The organism is uncultured Chitinophaga sp. (assembly GCF_937874145.1).
Lineage (GTDB): Bacteria > Bacteroidota > Bacteroidia > Chitinophagales > Chitinophagaceae > Chitinophaga.
In genome coordinates this window covers 1-7,538 of record NZ_CALNBI010000143.1, presented here as the reverse complement: position 1 = coordinate 7,538, position 7,538 = coordinate 1, and the positions used below count along the sequence as shown (strand labels likewise).

Annotated in this window: 5 protein-coding genes and 1 pseudogene; 3 read left to right on the top strand and 3 right to left on the bottom strand. The window is 52.2% G+C overall.

Annotated features, from left to right (window positions below; translation table 11 throughout):
- The first annotated feature begins 287 nt into the window (after positions 1-287).
- The 3 genes from Q0510_RS06655 to Q0510_RS06645 are packed head-to-tail and all read left to right on the top strand — an operon-like array spanning position 288 to position 1,222.
- Complete coding sequence (locus Q0510_RS06655) at positions 288-569, top strand: SymE family type I addiction module toxin (protein ID WP_298709387.1); 282 nt, start codon at positions 288-290, stop codon at positions 567-569.
- A gap of 37 nt (positions 570-606) precedes the next feature.
- The gene (locus Q0510_RS06650) at positions 607-1,077 is read left to right on the top strand and encodes a PIN domain-containing protein (protein ID WP_298709385.1); all 471 of its coding nucleotides are present in this window, start codon (positions 607-609) and stop codon (positions 1,075-1,077) included.
- Positions 1,064-1,222, top strand: coding sequence for a hypothetical protein (locus Q0510_RS06645; protein ID WP_298709383.1), 159 nt, complete (start codon positions 1,064-1,066; stop codon positions 1,220-1,222). The genes Q0510_RS06650 and Q0510_RS06645 overlap by 14 nt, the downstream gene beginning before the upstream one ends.
- Positions 1,223-2,547: 1,325 nt before the next feature.
- On the opposite strand, the pseudogene Q0510_RS06640 reads toward Q0510_RS06645, so the two are convergent.
- The 3 genes and pseudogenes from Q0510_RS06640 to Q0510_RS06630 form a co-directional block, all read right to left on the bottom strand.
- Positions 2,548-3,312, bottom strand: a pseudogene (locus Q0510_RS06640) (TonB-dependent receptor); the annotation flags it as partial.
- Between the two features lie 21 nt (positions 3,313-3,333).
- Positions 3,334-5,268 (bottom strand): LTA synthase family protein, encoded by a 1,935-nt coding sequence (locus tag Q0510_RS06635; protein WP_298709381.1) that lies wholly within the window; start codon positions 5,266-5,268, stop codon positions 3,334-3,336.
- Positions 5,269-5,313: 45 nt separating this feature from the next.
- Positions 5,314-7,538: TonB-dependent receptor (locus tag Q0510_RS06630; RefSeq protein WP_298709379.1), on the bottom strand; the 2,225-nt coding region annotated here is incomplete at its 5' end.

Sequence of the window (7,538 nt, the reverse complement as noted above, 5' to 3'; positions counted from 1 at the left end):
CCAAATCCGGTACCATACCAACCAGTTTTCCGACGTCTTTTTGGGTCAAGTTTCTCTTTTTACGCACAATGGCTAAGCGTTGTCCAAATGACATAGTTTATAGTTTAAGATTTTAAAATAAGTGAATTTCCTAAACGACAGGCGCATATATACCGTTAAGATATAAAAATATACCTATAAGTACATTTTTAATACGTTAAAATATACCTAACTGCCCATAATTCAGCATATAAGTGTTGGCAATGCACACATTTATCGGTATATTTATATACCTAAATGTTCTAGTTATGAAAAGTGAAAGTAAACATGACAGATTATTTCCGACCCGGCACCTTACCGTCTCACGTAAGCCGGGTTCTAACGACACGACTTCTTTAATGCTCGCCGGCAAATGGCTGAAAGATGCCGGATTCACGATGGGCGCAATTGTCCGCCTTGAAGTATGGGAGGATAAAATTATCATTCACAAAACCGACAAAGTGTGGGTGGAGGAAGAAAGGATCATCACTAAGCGCATGATGGTTAACAAAAACACCCAGAAAAACAATTTCCCCAAACCAAGAGCCTGAAAACAATCTATTTCAAAACCAACCAAAACAATCACTTATGGTAAACGTGTATGCAGATACATCCGTAATAGGCGGATGCTGCGACAAGGAGTTCAGCGAATGGAGCCTGGCTCTCTTTGAAGAATTTAAAACCGGCGCAAAAAAGATCATAATTTCTGATCTTGCAGCAGATGAACTTACTGGGGCACCCGATGCGGTACATTTGATATTAAATGCAGTACCTTTACAATACCGGCAATATCTCGATACATGCGAGAAGGCTAAAGAACTGGCCCTGACGTACATCAGGGAAGGTGCGCTGAGTAATAAGAGTTACAACGATGCGCTGCATATTGCCCTGGCTACATTAAACAATGCGGATGTACTCGCCAGCTGGAACTTTAAACACATAGTAAACCTTAACCGCATACGATTATATAACTCGATTAACATGCGCCTTGGCTTACGCTTGATTGAAATCCGGACACCGCGGGAGATATTAAACGCAAAAGACAATGAAGAAAGCTAAAAAATACGACGCCGTTAAAGAGGTGCGCGAATTTCGCGACAAAATGGGCCCTGTGTACATGAATGACCCGGAGAAGTTGGAGAAGGCGCTTAAAGAAGCCCGGGAAAAATTTTTCCCGAAAAACTGGAAGAAAAAGGACGCGTAGTTTTTGGGGGACGCTGCAGGCTGTGAAGCTCCTGCGGACTGATACCTCCTGTTTGTTTCCTACTACACCCATGTATGGCTACCATCCGGCAAGCCAGTTAAAACACAAAATCAACGTGAACATACGCCAGCATTTTTAACGGTGTAGGTGGTGCATTTTTGAAGCTCCTTAACTGGACGGCGCCGCCGCCTACACCGGCATAGATGCTATAGTATTCTTTGAATTTAGTCGGACGGGCTATTTTACGTGCGCGCATCCAAATCTCAAGCGCCAATCTACCAGCTACGGTAATAAATCCTTTTTCCCCCGACAAAGGCAAACCACATCATTGCCGGCGTAGGTGGCGTTCTTGTGGACTTGGCGGAAAGGAAGCGCCGCGCCACCTACGCCGGCAATGATGCGCCAAGACACCACAAAATCCGATCAGGGAACCGGCGCCCCTGTTCGCGGCAGCTTGTTCTAACGCCAGGCGTCTGCATGTGTGAACGTCGGAATCACTGGAGACCTGAGCCAACCTTCCGCGCATCCCCGGCGAACCACGATGCGCACAGGCATTGAAGGCCGACACCTGGTACCATCCCAACTACATGGGGCCCGGAGAAAATCAAGGAGAAACCCGGTTGTCGCCAACAAAACACCCCGCCACCCACCGCCATGCGGCGCGGGGCCAGGGAGCGGGAGTGCGGCGCTTCGCCGCGCGTAGCTACCTGCCGCCCCCGCGCCGCCGGCAGGTGGCGGACAAAGTGGGCAGCGGAGGGATTTGCGCGCTTCGCGCAAAGACCGGGAGCTGCCCGAACGCAGGGTTTGGGTTGGGGCGGCATGGAGGAACCTGATAAAAGAGGAACTGGCCCCTTCCCAAACCCGGAGTGAGACCATTTTTCCTGCACCTTGTGATGGGTGTACTTAGCGGACAATGGGGGACGTGGTGTTTTACCCATGAATGGAGGTAGGCTTCCGAATCGTGGAATCCGCTGAATTGGTAGCCACCCCTCGGACTGGAGCTTCATTTGATGTAAATTGGACGTTCAACTTCGTCACCTATGAAATAGATCACACGCGTAGTCCGATGATCGACCGGATTGCATGCCACTTGGCTGATACGCTGGTTATTGACCAGAACGCTTTGCTCATTTACATACTTGCTTATGCAGTGCTCGCGAAGGCTGCCGAGCTGAAGCCCCCCCCTTTGATATCACAGTTGTTGATCTGATATTTTACGGGAATGAATGCATCTTCGATTGCATCATCAAAAAATACCAAACACCCTAAACAAAAAAAGAACCCGCTCCATTGAGTGAGTTCCTTTTTTTATTGCGTCAAGAAAATCAGAAGTTGATAATCGCACCGAGGTTCGCATTCGTTCCGCTTACTTTAATATAATAACGGCCTTCGCTCGTGGCTCCACGTACTGCGGAGTGTACCGGATAGTAGTCGGCATTGAAGAGATTGTTCACAGCAAAAGTAAGGGTAATGTGTTTGAATTTATAGGCGGTGTACAGGTCAAAAAGCGTGTAGCCGGTAACTGGGTATTTCTCGTAATTCCATTTCTCCTTCGGGAACTCATCACGGCCGCTGATGTTGACCAACTGAACCGAAAGGTTCCATTGTGGAGTGATCGTGAAGTTGACATTTTCTGCGATTTTCAAGGGGGAAATCGTAGCGTTGTCTACCTTAGCGTCGTAGGATCCATCGTTTCCTGTATCTTCTTTTCCATCCATATAACCCAGGCTACCACCGAGATCAAGCCATTTGGCGGTCTTGAATCCCAGGATGGCCTCAGCACCATAAATCCGCTGTGGGAGTTGTGTCAGGCCGAAATTCCCCGGAGTGATTTCCATAAATGAAGTGCCTTCTTTTGTGGTGCTGTAATACCCGGTAACCTCATACCTGAACTTACCATACTGACCATTTACACCTACTTCATAGTTATTCACTTTCACCGGCGACACGTCGATCGCATTGAGCGAAACACCGTTTCGCAGGATTAAACCGCTATCGCCAATAGAAAAACCCTGGGAGAAGCTCGCAAAAGGCTGGAGATAGGAAAGTTTATTATACCGCATGCCAGCATTAAAAACCAGTGCGTTATAGGTGTTGGAATTGACCCGGCTTCATTTCAATTGGTGCTTCGCACTTAATCCTCCATTTTTGAATAACCTGTATGCGGTTTGGTAGTATGCTATAGCGTTACGAACGACTCTTGCCCCGGCCCGTGTCGGTAACTGGCTATTGTTCTTGGTTGAATACATCATCACCTCAACGCGCCTTTGCGGAGAAAGAATAACCATACTGTCATTTTCTATATATGCCAACTTCTGATATGTACCGAGGAAAATGCGGGGGCGATACCCCGGCCGCCGCACGTCCATGCCATACAGGTTGCTGTCGTAACTCCAGCGAAGGAGACCAAATAATGTTGGAAACAGGTCGATCTGGGAGCAACGTTGCGGAATGGAATCGGGCCGTGCATCCGGCAGGTGGCAGATAATGGCGGGAATGTGATATTTGGCGACGTCGATCTCGTTCTTTCCGGCGCTGCTGGCGCAATGGTCTGCTACGAATATGATAACGGTATTGGCGAACCAGGGCTCTTTTTGCGCGGCCTTCAGGAATTGCCCAATCGCATAATCGGTATACTGCACGGCGCCTTCGCGACCGGAACCGGAGGGGTAGCCGACTTTCCCGTCAGGATAGGTGAATGGGCGGTGGTTGGAGGTGGTCATTACGAAGTCAAAGAACGGTTTGCCGCTGCGGAATTGCTTTCCGGCGTCGCGGATAACGGCGGCGTAAAGATCTTCGTCGCAAATGCCCCAGGCGTTGCGGAAGTGGATGAGGCTGTCGGGGATTTGGGTCCTGCTGGCGTCAAACCGGTCACCCAGGAGCAGGTTTCTGCCCTTGTCCACGATGTTGTAGCCGTTGCTGCCAAAAAAAGCGTTCATATTATCGAAGAAGCCATCGCCTCCGTAAAGGAAGCTCGTGGAGTAGCCTTTTGTGCGGAAGATGGCTCCCACGGTCGAAAGGTCCCCGTTTCCCGGCCGGCGAACTATGCTGCTGCCGGGTGTGGGGGGGACGGCGAGGGAGAGCGCTTCCATACCGCGGACGGTCCGCGTACCGGTGGCGTACATCTGGTCGAACACGAGGTTTTCCCTGGCGAGGGAATCCAGCACGGGCGTGAGGCCCAGTTTGTTGCCGAAACGCCCGAGGAAGTCGGCGCTAAGGCTTTCTATCGTTACCAGAATAACGTTGGGATGCAATTCCGTACCTCCGTGCCGGATGTGCCGCCAGATCGACGGGCCGTTATGCAAATACTGGCTGTTCGGCTCCTGCAGGCAAGCGCGCACGGTGGAAAAGGCATCCTTTTCCTTGATGAGTTTATAGAAGTCGTCGTAATTCAGCTCGTTATTTTTGAACGCGGAAAAGAAGGAGTAAATCCCTGCCTTCGCTAGCTCGTCCTGATAGCGGTTGTGCCCGCGCTCGGAGAGGCTATTCCCGATGAAAAATCCATACATCCCGGCCACAGCCAATAACCCGGCGAAAACACCTGCCCGCTGCAGGAAGGGTGTTGTGCCCCGGTAAGCCGACCGGAAAATTCCCGCATAGGCGAACGCCCAGGTGATGATGCCCGTCACGGCCAGCATGCTCCCGATAAGTATAGGCAGGGGATAGGATTCATTGATGTTCCGGACAACTTCGTAGGTGTATACCAGGTAATCCACCGCTATAAAATTGAACCGGCTTTCGAACTCCAGCCAGAACGTGAACTCGGCGAAGAAGGAAAACATTAAGATCAGCGTGCCGATGAAGAAAAACACCGGCGTCACGATGCGGTTGAACCAACTGTTGCTCCAGCGGGCGGGCAACAGCATGAGGTAAACGGCGTACGGCAGCAGGAAGAAAGCGGCCACCCCGATGTCGAACAAGAGCCCGAACCCGAAAATGCGCAGGAACGCCAGGAACGTCAGGTCGGCGCTCTTCAGGGAAATAATCAGCAAAATGAGCCGCAGCAGCGTGGAAAGGCCCAGGAACATGACCGCGAACCCGGTCATCAGTCGATAGTTTCTATGTCGCGATAAGTACATGCCTATGATGTTTTAGAATTTCCAGGCGTACCCGGCGCGGTTCACCTGCGTTTCGTAATAATCGGTACTGGTGTAATGGAAGCCGTCCCCATCCACTTTCCGTTTGATACGGAGCGTTCCGGCCAAGTCGGTGGCGTTGAGCGTCAGCTCGCTTCTCCCGCCGCTGAACGTCTTCTTCACACCGGCATCTACATAAAACCGGCCGTAGATCCGGCCCTGCGGGATGATGTCGGGCGCCATCCAAACGGCCGTTACCTGCAGATCGGTTTTGCCCGCCAGCCTGAAATTGCCGTTCAGCTTCACGTTCCCCGAAATCAGTTCCTCCCTTTCCGCCGAGAAGGTGTGCGGTTCGGGATACTGGTTCACGACCGAAAACGGCCGGATAACGTTCTTGTACCCCGTAGCATACAAGCTCATTTGCGCCTTGCCGAACTGGCGGGAAACATTGGCTTCCAGCCCTGTGTTGAAGCTGCGGCCGGCGTTCTGGAAAATATTGTAGATCAGCGTACTGCCCGGTACGGTACTGGCGATGCGGGTGATGGTAGCGTTGATGGATTTGTGGAAAGCGGCGGCATAGAGCGATGTGGCGGCCCAGTTCTTCGTATAGCCCAGTTCGAAATTATCGGTGAACTGCGGCCGCAAACCGGGATTGCCGACCTTGATGATCTCTGCATCGTCGTATTTCGGGAAAATCCGGATGTCGACTTCGTTGGGCCGGTCTACCCGGCGGTTGTAGAAGAACGAAAACCGCGCGTCCGCAGCCGGTTTATAAGCGATCCGCACCGTGGGAAAGGGCTGTGTGTAGCTGTAGCCATCGCTTTTGTAAGTGCGGTGGCTGGGGTTTACGTCGTACTCGATCTGCACGGCTTCCACCCGCAGGCCGGCTTCCAGTTCCCATTTTTCGCGCTCCAGGATGTAGTTGCCGTAAATGGCCGGGATGGTCTCGGAATAATCCGCCCATCCGCCGGCGGTAGTGTCTAGCGGGGAGTTGAGGCCGGGGATGAAGCGCATGTTGGTGGGGATATATCTGCGCCGGAACTTGAAGCCGCCCTCGGCGCGCCCGAACTTCAGCGGATGCACGTAGTCGACGCTGACATCGGCCACATGTTCGTCAGACAATAACTTGAACGAATCCACTCCCGTGAAGGTGGGATTGATATTGGTAAAGAAGTATTGCTCGTCTTCGCGGTGGAAGGTATAGTTGGCGGTCACCTGCAGCTTGCGCCCCGCCTGGGGGAACAGCCGCTGCCATTGGAGGGATGCGGTGGCGGTGGTCTTGATCTCATCTTCCAGGAACTGCCAGAGGCGGTGCCGGCTTTTCAGCTGGTTGTCGAAGAAAGGCTGATCGCCTTCGTCAAGGATTTTTTCGCGGCTGTATAGCCCCGACACCGTGAACGTATTGCGGTCGTCCACAAACCAGTCTGCGCCCGCTTTTCCGGTGGTGACGTTCGTCCTTCGGTTGCGTTTCAGCTGCTGGCGGATCGTATCGCCGTTCGCATAAAACCTGTCCGTAAATTCGTTCTTATTAAGTGTGTGCGTGTAGAGGTTATCTCCCTGGAAGAAGAGGTTCACCCGGTTTTGCCGGTAATTCAGCGACACGGTAGGGTTGATCTTCGGTGTGGCGCGGTATTGCGGCCGGATCCCCGGGAAATTGGGCTCTTTTTCCCAAAACGCGCCCAAACCTGCATTGATCCCCAGCTTCCCGTTCCAGCCTTCCTTCTTTTCCTTTTTGAAAATAATATTGACGATCCCCGCATTCCCGTTGGCATCGTACCGGGCGGAAGGGTTGTTGATGATCTCGATCTTCTCGATGGCGGAGGCGCTGATGTTGCCCAAGCTTGCCTGTCCGCCGTAACCTGTCAAAGCCGTTTGTTGCCCGTCGATTAGCACCATCACTTTATCATTCCCGCGGAGCTGCACTTTTCCTTCCTGCGTCACCGTTACCCCGGGAAGGTTGGCCATGGCCTCCAGCACAGAACCGCCGGCCCTGGCTACGTTGGCCGACATCGAATAGATTTGTTTGTTCATTTTGGCGTTCAATCCGTCTGCCTGTTTACCGGTGACAGTCACTTCTTTCAGCTGCCCGGTGGTTTCGGCGAGTTCGATATGCCCCAGGTCGAGGAAGTTGCTGAGGCGGCCGGCGAGGATTTGTTCCCAGGCGGTGGCATATCCCAGCACTGTCAGTTTCAGGAGGTAATTGCCGGTTTTGGGTGCCGGAATGGAGAACCGCCCGTCGT

Coding starts and splice junctions, on each gene's coding strand:
- Q0510_RS06655 (WP_298709387.1), top strand. CDS start 288: ATGAAAAGTGAAAGTAAACATGACAGATTATTTCCGACCCGGCACCTT.
- Q0510_RS06635 (WP_298709381.1), bottom strand. CDS start 5,268: ATGACCGGGTTCGCGGTCATGTTCCTGGGCCTTTCCACGCTGCTGCGG.
- Q0510_RS06645 (WP_298709383.1), top strand. CDS start 1,064: ATGAAGAAAGCTAAAAAATACGACGCCGTTAAAGAGGTGCGCGAATTT.
- Q0510_RS06650 (WP_298709385.1), top strand. CDS start 607: ATGGTAAACGTGTATGCAGATACATCCGTAATAGGCGGATGCTGCGAC.